The following is a 16459-nucleotide window of genomic DNA, read 5'->3' on the forward strand; positions in this document are numbered from 1 at the left end:
AGGAGGATCATGCGCGCGCTACCTCTCCTGTCGCTGCTGCTCGGCAGCTGCATGACGGTGCCGGCATTGGCGGCCAACTCCTCGCCCGAGGCGAGCGAATGGTTGAACAAGCTGGCACGGGCCGAGCAAGAGCAGAGTTACCAGGGTTCCTTCGTCTACGAGCGTAATGGCAGCTTCTCCTCCCACGATATCTGGCACCGCGTCCAGGACGGCAAGGTCAGCGAGCGTCTGTTGCAGCTCGATGGCGCGGCCCAGGAAATCGTGCGCATCGACGGCAAGGTGCAATGCGTCAGTGGGGCCCTGGCCAGCGGTGTCGGCACGCCGCCGGACTCCGCACCGCGTGTACTCGATCCCCTGAAATTGATGAGCTGGTACGACTTGAGCGTGGCAGGCAAGTCGCGGGTCGCCGGTCGCGACGCCGTGATCGTCACGCTCAGCCCACGGGACCAGCACCGCTACGCCTTCGAATTGCACCTGGACCGCCGTACCGGCCTGCCGCTGCGCTCGTTGATGCTCAACGACAAGAGCCAGTTGCTCGAACGTTTCCAGATGACCCGTCTGGACACCGATGACCTGCCCACCGACGATGACCTCAAGGCCAGCGCCGCGTGCAAGCCGGTCGAGCGTGTCGCCTCGGCCAGCACTGAAACCGTCGCCGGCTGGCGTTCGGACTGGCTGCCGCCGGGCTTCGAGCTGATCAACAGTTCGGTGCGCCGCGATCCCAAGCGAGACAGCCTGGTCAGCAGCCTGATGTACGATGATGGCCTGGCACGCTTCTCGGTGTTCCTGGAGCCTGTCAGCGATGATGTCGGCCCTGACACGCGCGCGCAGCTGGGGCCAACGGTGGCGGTTTCGCGCCATCTCAATACGCCCAAGGGCAAGGTCATGGTTACGGTGGTCGGGGAGATTCCCCTGGGGACCGCCGAGCGTGTCGCCTTGTCCATGCGCCCCCAGGATGCCCAGGCGCGCCAATGATGGCGCGCTTTCCTACAACACGTAGGTCATGCGGCTGACATGAAATTAAAGCATTGTCATTTGCAATCCTTCCGTAAATTTTTTATAGGTCAGGCTTCTCGGGGTCTGGCCTTTCTTGCTTGTGCAAGGGCCTCACTTTGTTAACTACGCTCGTTGTGACGGGAGCCGTATGTCGATACCACGCTTGAAATCCTATCTCTCGATGTTCGCCGCCGTGCTGATGCTCGGCCAGGTGCTCACCGCCCAGGCCGAGGAGGCCTTGCCGGACTTCACCACCCTGGTCGAACAAGCTTCGCCGGCGGTGGTGAACATCAGTACCAAGCAGAAGCTGCCGGACCGCCGTGTCGCTGCCGGGCAGATGCCGGACCTCGAAGGCCTGCCGCCGATGTTCCGCGAATTCTTCGAGCGCAACATGCCGCAGATGCCGCGTTCGCCTCGCGGCGATCGCCAGCGTGAAGCGCAGTCGCTCGGCTCGGGCTTCATCATCTCCAGCGACGGCTATGTGCTGACCAACAACCATGTGGTGGCCGACGCCGACGAAATCATCGTTCGCCTGTCGGACCGCAGCGAACTGCAGGCCAAGCTGGTCGGCACCGACCCGCGCACCGACGTGGCCCTGCTCAAGGTCGAGGGCAAGAATCTGCCGACCGTCAAGCTGGGTGACTCCGAGAAGCTCAAGGTCGGTGAGTGGGTGCTGGCCATCGGCTCGCCGTTCGGCTTCGACCACTCGGTGACCAAGGGTATCGTCAGCGCCAAGGGCCGGACCCTGCCCAACGACACCTACGTGCCGTTCATCCAGACCGACGTGGCGATCAACCCGGGCAACTCCGGTGGCCCGCTGTTCAACATGAAGGGCGAAGTGGTGGGGATCAACTCGCAGATCTTCACCCGCTCCGGCGGCTTCATGGGCCTGTCGTTCGCCATCCCGATCGACGTGGCGCTGGACGTCTCCAACCAATTGAAGAAAGACGGCAAGGTCAGCCGTGGCTGGCTGGGTGTGGTGATCCAGGAGGTCAACAAGGACCTGGCCGAATCCTTCGGCCTGGACAAACCTGCCGGCGCCCTGGTGGCCCAGGTGCTCGAAGACGGCCCGGCGGCCAAGGGCGGCCTGCAGGTGGGTGACGTGATCCTGAGCATGAATGGCCAACCGATCATCATGTCGGCCGACCTGCCGCACCTGGTAGGCAGCCTCAAGGATGGCGACAAGGCGCGCCTGGAGATCATCCGCAACGGCAAGCGCCAGAACCTGGACATCACCATCGGCGCACTGCCGGAGGATGACGCCGACATCGGTACCGGTGGCCAGAGCGGCGCCGAGCGCAGCAGCAACCGCCTGGGTGTCTCCGTGACCGACCTGACCGCTGAGCAGAAGAAATCGCTTGAGCTCAAGGGCGGCGTGGTGATCAAGGAGATCCAGGATGGTCCGGCAGCGCTGATCGGCCTGCGCCCAGGTGACGTCATCAGCCACCTGAACAACCAGGCGATCACCTCGGCCAAGCAGTTCACCGAAATCGCCAAGGACCTGCCGAAGAACCGCTCGGTATCCATGCGCGTGCTGCGCCAAGGCCGCGCCAGCTTCATCACCTTCAAGCTGGCGGAATAGAGCTGAAGGTGGCGTAGGAAAGGGCAGCTTCGGCTGCCCTTTTTCATGAAGAATTTCATGAAATATGCCGCCGGTCACAGCACATCCCGCGATTGGTCGACCCTGTTATCGCGCCCGTATGGCAAGGGCTGCGCCCCTGATCGCGGAGCAAGCCCGCTTCCACAGGGCAGGGTAGGTCGACGCTGCGCCTGCTCCCGTAGGGTAAGCGCCCACTGCCATGGCGCTTGATCAGGAATCTCCCATATCCCCGCGGCTTGAGGTACAATTCCCGGCTATTTTTCGGCGGGCGTCCGGCTCGCAGCCTTTTCGAGTGTTGACCCGTGAGTGATTTGAGTCATATCCGCAATTTCTCCATCATCGCCCACATCGACCATGGCAAGTCGACGCTGGCCGACCGTTTCATCCAGATGTGCGGTGGCCTGACTGCGCGCGAAATGGAAGCCCAGGTCCTCGATTCCATGGACCTCGAGCGCGAGCGCGGTATCACCATCAAGGCCCACAGCGTCACGCTGCACTACAAGGCCCAGGACGGCAAGATCTACCAGCTGAACTTCATCGATACCCCCGGCCATGTCGACTTCACCTATGAGGTCAGCCGTTCCCTGGCGGCCTGCGAGGGCGCACTGCTGGTGGTGGACGCCGGCCAGGGTGTCGAGGCCCAGTCCGTGGCCAACTGCTACACCGCCATCGAGCAGGGCCTGGAGGTCATGCCGGTGCTGAACAAGATGGACCTGCCCCAGGCCGACCCGGACCGCGTCAAGGACGAGATCGAGAAGATCATCGGCATCGACGCCACCGACGCCGTGGCCTGCAGTGCCAAGAGCGGCATGGGCGTGGACGAGGTGCTCGAGCGCCTGGTGCAGACCATCCCTGCCCCCGAGGGCGAGATCGATGCCCCCCTGCAGGCGCTGATCATCGATTCCTGGTTCGACAACTACCTGGGTGTCGTCTCCCTGGTGCGTGTACGCCACGGCCGGGTCAAGAAAGGCGACAAGATCCTGGTCAAGTCCACCGGCAAGGTGCACCTGGTCGACAGCGTCGGTGTCTTCACCCCCAAGCACACCCAGACCGCCGACCTCAAGGCCGGTGAAGTGGGCTTCATCATCGCCAGCATCAAGGACATCCATGGTGCCCCGGTCGGTGACACCCTGACCCTGTCCTCGACCCCCGAGGTCGAAGTGCTGCCCGGCTTCAAGAAGATCCAGCCGCAGGTATACGCCGGCCTGTTCCCGGTCAGCTCCGACGATTTCGAGGACTTCCGCGACGCATTGTCGAAGCTCACCCTGAACGACTCCTCGCTGCAATACCTGCCGGAAAGCTCCGACGCCCTGGGCTTCGGCTTCCGTTGCGGCTTCCTCGGCATGCTGCACATGGAGATCATCCAGGAGCGCCTGGAGCGCGAATACGACCTGGATCTGATCACCACCGCGCCGAGCGTGATCTACGAGCTGGTGCTCAAGACCGGCGAGACCATCTACGTCGACAACCCGTCCAAGCTGCCGGACGTCTCTGCCGTGCAGGAGTTCCGCGAGCCGATCGTCACCGCCACCATCCTCGTGCCCCAGGAGCACCTGGGCAACGTCATCACCCTGTGCATCGAGAAGCGTGGCGTGCAGCGCGACATGCAGTTCCTCGGCAGCCAGGTGCAGGTGCGCTACGACCTGCCAATGAACGAAGTGGTGCTGGACTTCTTCGACAAGCTGAAGTCGACCAGCCGTGGCTACGCGTCGCTGGACTATCATTTCGATCGCTACCAGTCGGCCAACCTGGTCAAGCTGGACGTGTTGATCAACGGCGACAAGGTCGATGCCCTGGCGCTGATCGTTCACCGCGACAACGCCCACTACAAGGGCCGTGCGCTGACTGAAAAGATGAAGGAACTGATCCCTCGGCAGATGTTCGACGTGGCGATCCAGGCAGCCATCGGCGGCCAGATCGTGGCGCGTACCACCGTCAAGGCACTCAGAAAGAACGTACTGGCTAAATGCTATGGCGGTGACGTCAGCCGTAAGAAGAAGCTGCTGGAGAAGCAGAAGGCCGGTAAGAAACGCATGAAACAGGTCGGCAACGTGGAAATCCCACAGGAAGCCTTCCTCGCCGTGCTCAGGTTGGATAGCTAGGTCCTATGTCGCTAAATTTCCCGCTGTTGCTCGTCATCGCCGTTGCCGTCTGCGGCCTGTTGGGTCTGATCGACCTGCTGTTCCTGGCCCCGCGCCGGCGAGCGGCGGTCGCCAACTACCAGGGCAGCGTCAGCCAGCCCGAGATGGCCGTGCTCGAGCGCCTGAACAAGGAGCCGTTGCTGGTCGAGTACGGCAAGTCGTTCTTCCCGGTGCTGTTCATCGTGCTGGTGCTGCGCTCGTTCCTGGTCGAGCCGTTCCAGATCCCTTCGGGGTCGATGAAACCCACCCTGGAAGTGGGCGATTTCATCCTGGTGAACAAGTTCTCCTATGGCATTCGCCTGCCGGTGATCGACAAGAAGGTCATCGAGATCGGTGACCCGCAGCGGGGCGACGTGATGGTGTTCCGCTACCCCAGCGACCCGAACGTCAACTACATCAAGCGCGTGGTCGGCCTGCCGGGCGACCAGGTTCGCTACACCAGCGACAAGCGCCTGTATGTCAATGGCCAGCCGGTAGCCGAGCAACTGGTCGGCGCCGAGCCGGGTACCCTGGGCAGCGCCCAGCTGTACAAGGAGAAGCTGGGCGAGGCCGAGCACCTGATCCGCAAGGAGATGAGCCGCTACCGCATGCCGCCGGACCAGCAATGGACCGTGCCCGCCGGCCATTACTTCATGATGGGCGACAACCGCGACAACTCCAACGACAGCCGTTACTGGGACGATCCGAACATTCCGAAGGAACTGCACGGCATGGTTCCGGATCGGAACATCGTCGGCAAGGCCTTCGCGGTCTGGATGAGCTGGCCGGAGCCTAAGCTCAGCCACTTCCCCAACCTGTCGCGGGTCGGCCTGATCCATTGATACCCAACGGCGCTGTCTGGCAGACAGCGCCGAATGCATTTCTGACATAGGCTGTGTTCTCAGGGATCGAGAGATTCTGCCGCCCACAAGGTGGCGGACCACAGCCAAACAGTCTTTCAGGATGTTGATTTGAACAACGCGTTGAACAACCCACGGGTGGCCCCATGAGTGCTTCCCTTGCTCGCCTGGAGCGCAAGCTCGGCTATACCTTCAAGAATCAGGACCAGATGCTGCTGGCCCTGACCCATCGCAGCTATGCCGGGCGCAATAACGAACGCCTGGAGTTTCTGGGCGATGCAATCCTCAACTTCGTGGTCGGCGAAGCGCTGTTCGAGCGTTTCCCCCAGGCCCGGGAAGGCCAGCTGTCGCGATTGCGCGCACGCCTGGTCAAGGGCGAGACCCTGGCCCGCCTGGCCCGTGGCTTCGACCTGGGCGAGTACCTGCGCCTGGGCTCGGGTGAGCTCAAGAGCGGCGGCTTTCGCCGTGAGTCGATCCTGGCCGATGCCCTGGAGGCATTGATCGGTGCGATCTACCTGGACGCCGATATGGCGGCAGCGCGTGAGCGCATCCTGGCCTGGCTGGCCGGTGAGTTCGACGGCCTGACCCTGGTCGACACCAACAAGGACCCCAAGACCCGCCTGCAGGAGTTCCTGCAGTCGCGTGCCTGCGAACTGCCACGCTACGAAGTGGTGGACATCCAGGGCGAACCGCACTGCCGCACCTTCTTCGTCGAATGCGAGGTGGTGCTGCTGAACAACAAGAGCCGTGGCCAGGGCGTGAGCCGGCGTATCGCCGAGCAGGTCGCCGCCGCCGCCGCATTGATCGCCCTGGGCGTGGAGAATGGCAATGACTGATAGCAACCCGACCCGCTGCGGCTACGTGGCCATCGTCGGCCGCCCCAACGTGGGCAAATCGACCCTGCTCAACCATATCCTCGGCCAGAAGCTGGCAATCACCTCGCGCAAGCCGCAGACCACCCGCCACAACATGCTCGGCATCAAGACCGAGGGTGACGTGCAGGCGATCTACGTCGACACCCCCGGCATGCACAAAGCCAACGACAAGGCCCTGAACCGCTACATGAACCGCAACGCCTCGGCGGCCCTGAAGGACGTCGACGTGGTCATCTTCGTGGTCGACCGTACCCGCTGGACCGATGAGGACCAGCTGGTGCTCGAGCGGGTCCAGTACGTCACCGGTCCGGTGATCCTGGCCGTCAACAAGACCGATCGCATGGAAGAAAAGGCTGAGCTGATCCCCCACCTGCAATGGCTGCAGCAGCAACTGCCGAATGCCGAGATCGTGCCGATCTCCGCCCAACAGGGGCACAACCTCGAGGCCCTCGAGGCGCTGATCGCCAAGCACCTGCCGGAGAACGAGCACTTCTTCCCGGAAGACCAGATCACCGACCGCAGCAGCCGCTTCCTCGCCGCTGAGTTGGTCCGCGAGAAGATCATGCGCCAACTCGGGGCGGAGCTGCCGTACCAGATCACCGTGGAAATCGAAGAGTTCAAGCAGCAGGGCCATGTGCTGCACATCCACGCGCTGATTCTGGTCGAGCGTGACGGGCAGAAGAAAATCATCATTGGCGACAAGGGCGAGCGCATCAAGCGCATCGGTTCCGAGGCGCGCAAGGACATGGAGCTGCTGTTCGACGCCAAGGTCATGCTCAACCTCTGGGTCAAGGTCAAGGGCGGCTGGTCCGACGACGAGCGCGCCTTGCGCTCGCTGGGCTACGGCGACCTGTAACGCCACAGGCCGGCCACGCCCCTTGTAGGAGCGGCCTTGTGCCGCGAAAGGGCCGCAGAACGGCCCTTGAACATGGGGCCGCTTCGCAGCCCTTTCGCGGCACAAGGCCGCTCCTACAGGGGCATGTGCCGAACCGGGGCGAGTGATTTCCATGGAACAACCAGTCGGCCAGCCGGCCTACGTGCTGCATAGCCGTGCCTACAAGGAAACCAGTGCGCTGGTGGACTTCTTCACGCCGCAGGGGCGCGTGCGGGCGGTGCTGCGCCGTGCCCGGGGCAAGGGTGGCAGCCTGGTACGCCCGTTCGTGGAGCTGGAGGTGGAGCTGCGCGGACGCGGCGAGCTGAAGAACGTCGGCCGCCTCGACAGTATCGGCATTGCCGGCTGGTTGCATGGCGATGCCCTGTTCAGCGGGCTCTATCTCAATGAGTTGCTGATGCGCCTGCTGCCGGCCGAGGCCCCGCACCCTGGCTTGTTCGAACACTACACCCTGACGCTCCAGGCCCTGGCCGCCGGCCGCGCGCTGGAACCACTGCTGCGTGCCTTCGAGTGGCGCCTGCTGGACGAGCTGGGGTATGCCTTCGCCCTGGACCACGACATCAACGACGACCCGATCGAAAGCACCGGGCTGTACCGCTTGCAGGTGGATGCGGGCCTGGAGCGGGTGTACCTGGCGCAGCCTGGGTTGTTCACCGGAGCCGAGCTGCTGGCACTGGGCCAGGCCGACTGGGCGGCGCCTGGCGCCTTGCTGGCGGCCAAGCGCCTCATGCGCCAGGCCCTGGCGGTGCACCTGGGCCCCAAGCCCCTGGTGAGTCGGGAACTGTTTCGCAAGCGCTGAGCACATCGTATGCTGTGGGGCTCACACTTCAGGAGAGCCCTTTCGTGACTCACAGCAACCGCATGCTTCTCGGCGTCAACATCGACCACGTGGCGACCCTGCGCCAAGCCCGGGGCACCCGTTACCCGGACCCGGTCAAGGCCGCGCTGGATGCCGAGGAGGCGGGGGCCGATGGCATCACCGTGCATCTGCGTGAAGACCGCCGGCACATCCAGGAGCGCGATGTGCTGTTGCTCAAGGACGTGCTGCAGACGCGCATGAACTTCGAAATGGGCGTCACCGAAGAGATGATGGCCTTCGCCGAGAAAATCCGCCCGGCGCACATTTGCCTGGTGCCGGAAACCCGCCAGGAGCTCACCACCGAAGGCGGCCTGGATGTCGCCGGCCAGGAGGCGCGGATCAAGGCTGCCGTAGAGCGTCTGGCACGTACGGGGGCCGAGGTTTCCCTGTTCATCGACCCGGACGAGCGCCAGATCGAGGCCTCGCGTCGCGTCGGCGCACCTGCGGTCGAACTGCACACCGGCCGTTACGCTGATGCCCAGACGCCGACCGAAGTGGCCGACGAGCTGCAGCGTATCGTCGATGGCGTGGCCTTTGGCGTGGGACAGGGGCTGATCGTCAATGCCGGCCACGGCCTTCACTACCACAACGTCGAGGCGGTGGCGGCGATCAAGGGCATCAACGAACTGAACATCGGCCATGCGCTGGTGGCCCATGCCCTGTTCGTCGGCTTCAAGGCGGCGGTGGCGGAGATGAAGGCGTTGATCGTAGCGGCTTCCCGCTGATTTTTCGCACGGCCTGATCGCGGGCTTGCCCAGCGATCAGGCCAGACGGCAAACATCATTCTGCCCGAAACACCAAGGCGAACCGCGTCGGCCCCTGGCTCTGGCTGCTGACCTCGACCCGCCCTCCATGCAACTGCATGATCGACTTCACGATCGCCAGCCCCAGGCCTGTTCCGCCCTCCTGCCGGGAGCGCCCACTCCCTGCCCGATAGAAACGTTCGAACAGGTGCGGCAGGTGTGCCTGGGCAATGCCCGGCCCCTGGTTTTCCACCGCCAGCCTGATTTCGTCGCCTCGACGCTCGATCGCTACCTCCACCACTTGGTTCTCCGGGCTGTGTCGGATGGCATTGCTCAGCAGGTTGGACAGTGCCCGCTGGAACATCAGCCGGTCCCCAAGTGCCGTGCCCCAGCCTCGCAAGCGGAGTTCGACCCCCTTGAGCTCGGCACTGTAGGCGAACAGTTCGACGACTCGCCCGGCTTCCTCGGCCAGTGCCAGCGGCACCTGGGAGAGCTGAGCCTGCGGCTGGCTGGCCTGGGCGAGGAAGAGCATGTCGTTGATGATGCGGTTGAGCCGGGTCAGTTCTTCGACGCTTTCCTCCAGGGCCTCCCGGTAACGAGGGGCGTCGCGCTCGCGGGCCAGGGTGACCTGGGCCTTGCCCATCAGGTTGCTGATAGGTGTGCGCAATTCGTGGGCCAGGTCATCGGAAAACTGGGACAGCTGGCTGACGCCCTGGTCCAGGCGGTCGAGCATGACATTGATGGCCCTGGCCAGCTCGGCCAGTTCATGGGGCAAGTCGCTGTCGGGCAGACGATGCTCCAGCTCCTGGGCCGACACCCGGCCGGCGACGCGGCGGAAGTGGCGCAACGGGCGCAGGCCGCGTTGAACCAGCTTCCAGGCACTGAAGCCGATCAGCAGCAGCAGCAGCGGCAATGCGAGCAGGGTCGAGTGCAGGTAGGCCTGGAGCAGGGCGCTGTCGTCGGCGCGGTTGAGCGACATCATCACCCGCACGGGCGTGTCGTCGCGCAGGCGCATCAGTCGGGTGGCCGTGAGGAACTGGTTGCCGGCGCTGTCGGCCCAGGCATGGAAGGTCAGTCGTGATTCGACTGGCAGCTGGCTCGCCTGGGCCGCCAAGGCTGGGCCCAGGCTCAACAGCAAAGGGTGGCGACCGTTCAGGGCCAGCACGCTCAGGCTCAGGTTGTCATGGCCCATGACCAGGTCGAGCAAGGGATGGGCACGCCGGCCCAGGTCTTCGTTGCGCAGGTCCACGCGCAGGTTGTGCTCGACCTGCAGCATCTTGCGCGTCAGGTCCTTGCGTGCTCGGCTGTCCAGTTCATGGTCCAGGGCGAATACGGCCAGGCAAGCCAGTAGCAACACCAGCGCGGCGCCCATGAGGGTCACCGACAGGCCCAGGCGCAGGGACAGGCTTGCCTGCTTCACGGACGAGCCTCGAGCACATAGCCGACACCGCGCAGGGTGTGGATCAGCTTGTCTTCGAACGGGTCGTCGATCTTCGCCCGCAGGCGCCGGATCGACACTTCCACGACATTGGTGTCGCAGTCGAAGTTCATGTCCCAGACCAGCGAGATGATCTGTGTGCGCGACAGGACTTCGCCGCTCTGGCGCATCAACAGGTGCAACAGGGCGAACTCCTTGGCGGTGAGGTCGATACGCCGGCCGGCACGGAAGGCGCGGTGGCGGCCGGGGTCCAGCTCCAGGTCGGCAACGCGCAGTGTGCTCGGTTGCAGGTGTTGGTCGTTGCGCCGCAACAGGGTGCGGATACGTGCCAGCAGTTCGGGAAACTCGAACGGCTTGAGCAAGTAGTCGTCGGCGCCCAGGTCCAGCCCCCGGACCCGATCGGCCAGGCGACCGTGAGCCGTGAGCATCATGATGCGCGTGGACGACTCGGCCCGCAGGCGTTGCAGCACGCTCCAGCCGTCGAGTTCCGGCAGGTTGACGTCGAGGATCACCAGGTCGTAGGGCTGCTGCCGGGCCAGGTGCAGGCCATCGATCCCGGTGTGGGCACAGTCGACCACGTAGCCGTTCTCGCGCAGGCCTTGTTGCAGGTAATCGGCGGTACGCAACTCGTCTTCGATGATCAGTAGGCGCATGGGCAGGGCTCGTGTGGTGAAAGGCGGCGATTCTCGACCCTGTAGCAGGATCAGGGTCAAGGGCAGGGATGTTACGGCATGCGAATGGCGAGGGGCCGCGGATAACGGATTTGTAATGCAGCGGTCATCCTGGCGATAGGCCGGTGCCTTTCGAGGGCCGTGCGAGGGGGCAAGCCTTGCAGCACTGTAATGTCCGCCTCACCTTGGCGTTAGCTGTGCCTCGCTAGGATGGCTCCATGAATGGCTATCACACGAGGCAAACACGATGAACCTGACCAAGTATCTGTTGCTCGCCGTACTCACCCTGGGCAGCACTGTGGCGCTGGCCGAAGGCGGTGCTGAGCGTTCCCGCCAGTTCTGGGAAGCGTTCCGGCAAGACCAGCAGCGTGTCCATGGCGACAAGGAGCGAGCGGTGGTCGCGCGGGAGCGCAAGGCGCAGGAGAAGACCCGCGAGCTGGCCAAGGATTGACGGTGTCGTCGCCTTCGCAGGTGCTCCGCTGTCGAAGGTGTGTTTGGCGTTCCGAGAGCCGCTGCTATGAACGCGCAATGGCTGACGGGACGCCCTTTTTATTTGCGTGCCAGCAAGGTAGCGCGGCGCGGCGCCGGTAGGCCTTCGACCGTGCGGCTATGGTCGTTCGGGTCGAGGAAGTGCTCCAGCGACTGGTAGCGCATCCAGTCGGTACTGCGCTGCTCCTGCACGCTGGTGACGCTGACATCCACGCAGCGCACATCGCTGAACCCGGCCCGGCGCAGCCAGCGCTCCAGCGCCGGCACCGACGGCAGGAACCAGACATTGCGCATCTGCGCGTAACGGTCCTCGGGCACCAGCACCTGGTGTTCGTCACCCTCGATCACCAAGGTCTCCAGTACCAGCTCGCCGCCCTTGACCAGGCAGTCCTTGAGCGCCAGCAGGTGCTCGATGGGCGAGCGTCGGTGATAGAACACCCCCATGGAAAAGACGGTGTCGAAGCCTTCCAGGTTCGCCGGCAGCTCTTCCAGGGCGAACGGCAAGTGCCAGGCGGGCAGGTCGGGCAGGTATTTCTGCACCGCCTGGAACTGGCAGAAGAACAGCCAGTTCGGGTCGACGCCGATCACCATGTCGGCACCGGCACCGAGCATGCGCCACTGGTAGTAGCCGTTGCCGCAGCCGACATCGAGCACGCGCTTGCCCTTGAGGTCCAGGTGCGGGCTGACCCGCGACCACTTCCAGTCCGAGCGCCATTCGGTGTCCACGTGCACGCCGAACAGGTCGAACGGCCCCTTGCGCCACGGCGACAGGCCCATCAGAGCGTCATGCATGCGGGTACGGGTGGCCTGGTCGCAGGCGCAGTCCAGGCGCAGGCCGTTGGCCAGGTCGATCTCGCTCGGCGTCAACTGCGGCAGGGCCTCCAGGGCGCCGCGCCAGCGGTCGAGGTCACCGTGGCCTTTTTCCAGCTTGGCCTGCAGTTGTGCCTGCAGGCCTTGGGACCAAGCGGCAAGCGGGGTTCCCGCCAGGCGGCGGACGAGGGGAGAGAGATCGATCATGGCAGGGCAATCAGTGAGGCGAAGTTGAGGCATTGGAACCAGGGGACGACCTTGGAGAACCCCGCGTCGCGCAGGCGCTGCGTGTGGGTTTGCAGGGTGTCGGGTTTCATCACGTTCTCGATGGCGCTGCGCTTCTGGGCGATTTCCAGTTCGCTGTAGCCATTGGCCCGCTTGAAGTCCAGGTGCAGTTCGTTGAGCAGCGTCTGCTCCTGGTCGTCCTCGAAGCGCAGCTTCTCGGAAAGGATCAGCGCGCCGCCGGGCAGCAGGGCCTGGCGGATACGGCCGAGCAGTTGCAGGCGTCGCTCGGGCGCGATGAATTGCAGGGTGAAGTTCATCGCCACCACCGAGGCCGGTTCCAGGGGCAGGGTGAGGATATCCGCCTCGAGCACCTGCACCGGCAGCAGTTCCTGGAACATCGAGTCCTGTGCAGTCAGGTACTGGCGGCAGCGTTCGACCATGGCCGCGGAGTTGTCCACCGCGATGACCCGGCAGCCATCGTTGCGCACATGGCGGCGCAGCGATTGGGTCACTGCCCCCAGCGAAGCGCCCAGGTCGTACAGAGCGGTGTTCGGCTGGGCGAAGCGGGCGGCAAGCACGCCGAGGTTTTCGACGATGGTCGGGTAACCGGGCACCGAGCGCTTGATCATGTCCGGGAACACGCGCACCACATCCTCGTTGAAGACGAAGTCTGGCACCTGCTCCAGTGGCTGGGCGAAAAGGCGGTCGGGTTCTTTGCTCACGGTGGGTCCGGCTGGCTGGCGATATGAAGGGCGGGCATTTTAGCCAAACCGTGACGCGGATGCATGACCGACTGATCGGAAACAGCCGTTATTGCACCTGGATCGCGCAGTCGAAGGTTTGCACCGGCCGTACTTCCGGCGCCCAGGGCTGCTGGTAGACCAGGATCAGGTGCCCCTCGCCGCTGGCCTTGGCCTGGAAGCGCCAGGTGGATGTCCCGGCACTGCCGACGATACCGGCCTCCTCAGGGGTGTTGTAGACCTCCGGCCCCATGCCTTGCAGGACCTCCGGTGCAGGGTTCTGCACCAGCCAGCGGTACCCGGTGCTGGGGTTGCTGGGTAGGGTCAGGGTCAGGTTCTGGCCGACCTGAAGGTGTTGGGGACATTCGCTCTCGGCGTCCAGTTCGACGGTGTGCGTAGGGTGCTGGGCGCAGGCGGTGAGCAGGGCGAGGCCCAGGGGGGCGAGCAGACGAAAGGTGGTCATGGTGGCTCCGTAGGCTGGCGATGGCCTGAGGATAACCGAACCGGGTGGCGTTTTGTGTTGCCTGGCCGGCCCGCTCGCGGGACAAGCCCCACACATATGGCCAGCGCTGAGGCTGGCCCCATCGCCGGCAAGCCGGCTCCCACAGGTATAGCGGTGTCTCTGAAAGCAGCGCAGGACAGGTGGGAGCCGGCTTGCCGGCGATGGGCGTTTTACAGCATCAGAACAATACCTTCGCCACGTCGGCGAAGCGCTTGGCGAAATGCACCGTCAACCCTTCGCGCAGGTAGTCGGGCAGTTCTTCGAAGTCACCGCGGTTGGCTTCCGGCAGGATCAGCTCGAAGATCTTCTGCCGGCGTGCCGCGATCACCTTCTCGCGCACGCCACCGATCGGCAGTACCTGCCCGGTCAGCGTCAGCTCGCCGGTCATGGCCACGCCTTTCTTCGGCGCCTGGTCGCGGGCCAGGGACAGCAGGGCGCTGGCCATGGTGATGCCGGCGCTGGGGCCATCCTTGGGCGTGGCGCCCTCGGGTACGTGCAGGTGGATGAAGGCTTCGTTGAAGAAGCTCGGGTCGCCCCCGTACTGCTTGAGGTTGGAGCTGACGTAGCTGTAGGCGATTTCGGCGGATTCCTTCATCACATCGCCCAGCTTGCCGGTGAGCTTGAAGCCACGGTTGAGGGTATGGATACGGGTGGCCTCGATCGGCAAGGTGGCCCCGCCCATGCTGGTCCAGGCCAGGCCTGTGATCACGCCCTTGCCGGCCAGCACCTGCTCGCTGCGGAACACCGGTATGCCCAGGGCCGGCTCGAGGTCCTTGGTGCCGATCTTGAGCTTGGCGTCGGGGTTCTCCAGAAGCTTGACCACCGCTTTGCGCACCAGCTTGCCCAGCTGTTTTTCCAGCTGGCGGACACCGGCCTCGCGGGCGTAGCCCTCGATGACCGTGCGCAGGGCGCTGTCGCTGATGCTCAGGCTGCTCTTGGCCACGCCGGCCTTGTCCAGTTGCTTGGGCCACAGGTGACGTTTGGCGATCGCCAGTTTCTCCTCGGTGATGTAGCCGGAGAGGCGGATCACTTCCATGCGGTCGAGCAGGGGGCCGGGGATCGAATCCAGGGTGTTGGCGGTGCACACGAACAGGACCTTGGACAGATCCAGGCGCAGGTCCAGGTAGTGGTCGAGGAAGTCGACGTTCTGCTCGGGGTCGAGGGTCTCGAGCAAGGCAGAGGCCGGGTCGCCCTGGTAGCTTTGGCCCATCTTGTCGATCTCGTCGAGCATGATCACCGGGTTCATCACCTCGACGTCCTTCAGCGCTTGCACCAGCTTGCCTGGCTGGGCACCGATGTAGGTGCGCCGGTGTCCCTTGATCTCTGCCTCGTCGCGCATGCCGCCGACGCTGAAGCGGTAGAACGGCCGGCCGAGGCTCTCGGCGATGGACTTGCCGATACTGGTCTTGCCCACCCCGGGCGGGCCCACCAGTAGCACGATGGAACCGCTGATCTCACCCTTCCAGGCTCCGACGGCGAGGAATTCGAGGATACGCTCCTTGATGTCGTCGAGGCCGGCATGATGCTGGTCGAGGACCTTGCGCGCGTGCTTGAGGTCGAGCTTGTCCTGGCCGTACACGCCCCAGGGCAGGGCGGTGGCCCAGTCCAGGTAGTTGCGGGTGACGGCGTATTCGGGCGAGCCGGTCTCGAGGATCGCCAGCTTGCCCATCTCTTCGTCGATCCGTTTTTTCGCCTGCTCCGGCAGGGTCTTGCCTTCCAGGCGTTGCTGGAACTGCTCGAGGTCGGCGCTGCGGTCGTCCTTGGTCAGGCCCAGCTCCTGCTGGATGACCTTGAGCTGTTCCTTGAGGAAGAACTCGCGCTGGTGCTCGCCGATCTGTCGGTTGACCTCGGCGGAGATCTCGTTCTGCAGGCGTGCGACCTCGACCTCCTTGCGCAGCATCGGCAGGACTTTCTCCATGCGCTTGAGCATCGGCACGCAGTCGAGCACTTCCTGCAACTGCGAACCGGTGGCGGAGGTCAGCGCCGCGGCGAAGTCAGTCAAGGGCGACGGGTCGTTGGGGCTGAAGCGGTTGAGGTAGTTCTTCAGCTCTTCGCTGTACAGCGGGTTGAGCGGCAGCAGCTCCTTGATCGCGTTGATCAGGGCCATGCCGTAGGCCTTCACTTCGTCGGTGGGCTCGGCCGGTTGGCGCGGGTAATCCACCTCCACCAGGTAGGGCGGGCGATGGTGCTTGAGCCAGGTGCGGATGCGCACCCGGGTCAGGCCCTGGGCGACGAACTGCAACTTGCCGTTCTCGCGGCTGGCATGGTAGACCTTGACCAGGGTGCCGTACTGCGGCAGGGCCGAGGTGTCGAAATGGCGGTGGTCTTCGGCGGGCTCGTCCATGAAGAACAGCGCCAGGGCATGGTGTGGCGTCTTGGCCACCAGGTCGAGGGTTTCCGCCCAGGGTTCTTCGTTGACGATCACCGGCAGGACCTGGGCCGGGAAGAACGGGCGGTTGTGAATCGGGATCACGTAGACCTTGTCCGGCAGTTGCTGGCCGGGCAGGGCGAGGTGGTGGCCAGGTGTGGCCTTGGCTTCGAGGTGTTCGACTGTTTCGTGTTCGTCTGGGTGGTCCGGAAGATCCTGCTGGTCGCTCATGGGGCACCTGCGTGAATGACTATGGTGCTTAGATGGGGCG

At 64.3% G+C, this 16459-nt stretch carries 15 protein-coding genes; 9 read left to right on the forward strand and 6 right to left on the reverse strand.

From position 1 onward, the window contains the following. Positions 1 to 9 precede the first annotated feature (9 nt). From ACNFCI_RS12860 to pdxJ, 8 genes are all read left to right on the forward strand, one after another. Positions 10 to 975, forward strand: coding sequence for a MucB/RseB C-terminal domain-containing protein (locus tag ACNFCI_RS12860; protein WP_368829523.1), 966 nt, complete (start codon positions 10 to 12; stop codon positions 973 to 975). Positions 976 to 1177: 202 nt separating this feature from the next. After that, positions 1178 to 2578 carry a DegQ family serine endoprotease gene (locus tag ACNFCI_RS12865; protein WP_411969629.1) on the forward strand — a complete coding sequence of 467 codons (1401 nt, stop codon included), beginning with the start codon at positions 1178 to 1180 and terminating at the stop codon, positions 2576 to 2578. Positions 2579 to 2898: 320 nt separating this feature from the next. After that, positions 2899 to 4698, forward strand: coding sequence for a translation elongation factor 4 (gene lepA / locus ACNFCI_RS12870; protein ID WP_084855941.1), 1800 nt, complete (start codon positions 2899 to 2901; stop codon positions 4696 to 4698). 5 nt (positions 4699 to 4703) lie between these two features. Next, a complete protein-coding gene (lepB, locus tag ACNFCI_RS12875) occupies positions 4704 to 5558 on the forward strand; it encodes a signal peptidase I (RefSeq protein WP_084855944.1) in 855 nt (284 codons plus the stop codon). Positions 5559 to 5722: 164 nt separating this feature from the next. Further along, positions 5723 to 6412, forward strand: coding sequence for a ribonuclease III (gene rnc / locus ACNFCI_RS12880; RefSeq protein ID WP_084855946.1), 690 nt, complete (start codon positions 5723 to 5725; stop codon positions 6410 to 6412). Beyond that, positions 6405 to 7307 carry a GTPase Era gene (gene era / locus ACNFCI_RS12885; protein ID WP_084855948.1) on the forward strand — a complete coding sequence of 301 codons (903 nt, stop codon included), beginning with the start codon at positions 6405 to 6407 and terminating at the stop codon, positions 7305 to 7307. Before rnc ends, era begins: the two co-directional genes overlap by 8 nt. 151 nt (positions 7308 to 7458) lie before the next feature. Then, positions 7459 to 8142, forward strand: a complete 684-nt coding sequence (gene recO, locus ACNFCI_RS12890; RefSeq protein WP_084855949.1) for a DNA repair protein RecO — start codon at positions 7459 to 7461, stop codon at positions 8140 to 8142. Between the two features lie 62 nt (positions 8143 to 8204). Then, the gene (pdxJ, locus tag ACNFCI_RS12895; RefSeq protein WP_411969630.1) at positions 8205 to 8927 is read left to right on the forward strand and encodes a pyridoxine 5'-phosphate synthase; all 723 of its coding nucleotides are present in this window, start codon (positions 8205 to 8207) and stop codon (positions 8925 to 8927) included. Between the two features lie 55 nt (positions 8928 to 8982). Here pdxJ and ACNFCI_RS12900 read toward each other — a convergent pair whose 3' ends face one another. Both ACNFCI_RS12900 and ACNFCI_RS12905 read right to left on the reverse strand, forming a co-directional pair. Beyond that, positions 8983 to 10365: a heavy metal sensor histidine kinase gene (locus ACNFCI_RS12900; RefSeq protein WP_368829662.1), complete on the reverse strand. Its 1383-nt coding sequence runs from the start codon at positions 10363 to 10365 to the stop codon at positions 8983 to 8985. Beyond that, complete coding sequence (locus ACNFCI_RS12905) at positions 10362 to 11036, reverse strand: heavy metal response regulator transcription factor (protein ID WP_084855955.1); 675 nt, start codon at positions 11034 to 11036, stop codon at positions 10362 to 10364. The genes ACNFCI_RS12900 and ACNFCI_RS12905 overlap by 4 nt, the downstream gene beginning before the upstream one ends. 265 nt (positions 11037 to 11301) lie before the next feature. Here ACNFCI_RS12905 and ACNFCI_RS12910 point away from each other — a divergent pair, with 265 nt between their 5' ends. Beyond that, the gene (locus ACNFCI_RS12910; RefSeq protein ID WP_084855957.1) at positions 11302 to 11505 is read left to right on the forward strand and encodes a hypothetical protein; all 204 of its coding nucleotides are present in this window, start codon (positions 11302 to 11304) and stop codon (positions 11503 to 11505) included. 98 nt (positions 11506 to 11603) lie between these two features. Here ACNFCI_RS12910 and cmoB read toward each other — a convergent pair whose 3' ends face one another. From cmoB to lon, 4 genes are all read right to left on the reverse strand, one after another. Further along, on the reverse strand, positions 11604 to 12560 hold the full coding sequence (gene cmoB / locus ACNFCI_RS12915; protein ID WP_368829663.1) for a tRNA 5-methoxyuridine(34)/uridine 5-oxyacetic acid(34) synthase CmoB: 957 nt from the start codon (positions 12558 to 12560) through the stop codon (positions 11604 to 11606). After that, complete coding sequence (cmoA, locus tag ACNFCI_RS12920; protein ID WP_084855960.1) at positions 12557 to 13300, reverse strand: carboxy-S-adenosyl-L-methionine synthase CmoA; 744 nt, start codon at positions 13298 to 13300, stop codon at positions 12557 to 12559. The genes cmoB and cmoA overlap by 4 nt, the downstream gene beginning before the upstream one ends. An 88-nt stretch (positions 13301 to 13388) precedes the next feature. Continuing rightward, entirely contained in the window at positions 13389 to 13781 is a 393-nt protein-coding gene (locus ACNFCI_RS12925) for a protease inhibitor I42 family protein (protein ID WP_084855962.1), read from the reverse strand. Positions 13782 to 13998: 217 nt separating this feature from the next. Then, entirely contained in the window at positions 13999 to 16419 is a 2421-nt protein-coding gene (gene lon / locus ACNFCI_RS12930; RefSeq protein WP_416768008.1) for an endopeptidase La, read from the reverse strand. Positions 16420 to 16459: the final 40 nt, after the last annotated feature.

Origin of the sequence: Pseudomonas sp. NY15356 (assembly GCF_048068175.1) — a bacterium.
GTDB lineage: Bacteria > Pseudomonadota > Gammaproteobacteria > Pseudomonadales > Pseudomonadaceae > Aquipseudomonas > Aquipseudomonas putida_K.

Coding starts and splice junctions, on each gene's coding strand:
- ACNFCI_RS12860 (WP_368829523.1), top strand. CDS start 10: ATGCGCGCGCTACCTCTCCTGTCGCTGCTGCTCGGCAGCTGCATGACG.
- ACNFCI_RS12865 (WP_411969629.1), top strand. CDS start 1,178: ATGTTCGCCGCCGTGCTGATGCTCGGCCAGGTGCTCACCGCCCAGGCC.
- lepB (WP_084855944.1), top strand. CDS start 4,704: ATGTCGCTAAATTTCCCGCTGTTGCTCGTCATCGCCGTTGCCGTCTGC.
- rnc (WP_084855946.1), top strand. CDS start 5,723: ATGAGTGCTTCCCTTGCTCGCCTGGAGCGCAAGCTCGGCTATACCTTC.
- era (WP_084855948.1), top strand. CDS start 6,405: ATGACTGATAGCAACCCGACCCGCTGCGGCTACGTGGCCATCGTCGGC.
- recO (WP_084855949.1), top strand. CDS start 7,459: ATGGAACAACCAGTCGGCCAGCCGGCCTACGTGCTGCATAGCCGTGCC.
- pdxJ (WP_411969630.1), top strand. CDS start 8,205: ATGCTTCTCGGCGTCAACATCGACCACGTGGCGACCCTGCGCCAAGCC.
- ACNFCI_RS12905 (WP_084855955.1), bottom strand. CDS start 11,036: ATGCGCCTACTGATCATCGAAGACGAGTTGCGTACCGCCGATTACCTG.
- ACNFCI_RS12910 (WP_084855957.1), top strand. CDS start 11,302: ATGAACCTGACCAAGTATCTGTTGCTCGCCGTACTCACCCTGGGCAGC.
- cmoB (WP_368829663.1), bottom strand. CDS start 12,560: ATGATCGATCTCTCTCCCCTCGTCCGCCGCCTGGCGGGAACCCCGCTT.
- ACNFCI_RS12925 (WP_084855962.1), bottom strand. CDS start 13,781: ATGACCACCTTTCGTCTGCTCGCCCCCCTGGGCCTCGCCCTGCTCACC.
- lon (WP_416768008.1), bottom strand. CDS start 16,419: ATGAGCGACCAGCAGGATCTTCCGGACCACCCAGACGAACACGAAACA.